A 325-nucleotide genomic window follows, 5' to 3' on the forward strand; every position below is an offset into this window, starting at 1 on the left:
TGGATCGAGCAATCGCGCTCATTGAGGTACAGGCAGTGACCGTGCTGGTCGGCGAACACCTGGATCTCCACGTGACGCGGTTTGAGCAAATACTTTTCCACCAGCATCTGCGCATTGCCAAACGAGGACAGCGCTTCACGCTGTGCCGAGGCCAACGCTTCGGCCAGTTGGCTGACGTCCTCGACCACCTTCATGCCCTTGCCGCCGCCGCCTGCCGTTGCCTTGAGCAGCACCGGGTAACCGATACGCTCGGCTGCCTGGCGGAAGGTCTCCAGATCCTGGGCGTCGCCGTGGTAACCCGGCACCAGCGGCACGCCGGCGGTTT

1 protein-coding gene is annotated in these 325 nt (G+C 63.4%); it reads right to left on the reverse strand.

The window, feature by feature from the left end; all coding sequences use genetic code 11:
• The coding region (locus tag HX846_RS38185; protein WP_178967575.1) for an ATP-grasp domain-containing protein at positions 1-325 on the reverse strand (325 nt) is incomplete at both ends.

This window comes from Pseudomonas sp. K5002 (assembly GCF_013386655.1).
Lineage (GTDB): Bacteria > Pseudomonadota > Gammaproteobacteria > Pseudomonadales > Pseudomonadaceae > Aquipseudomonas.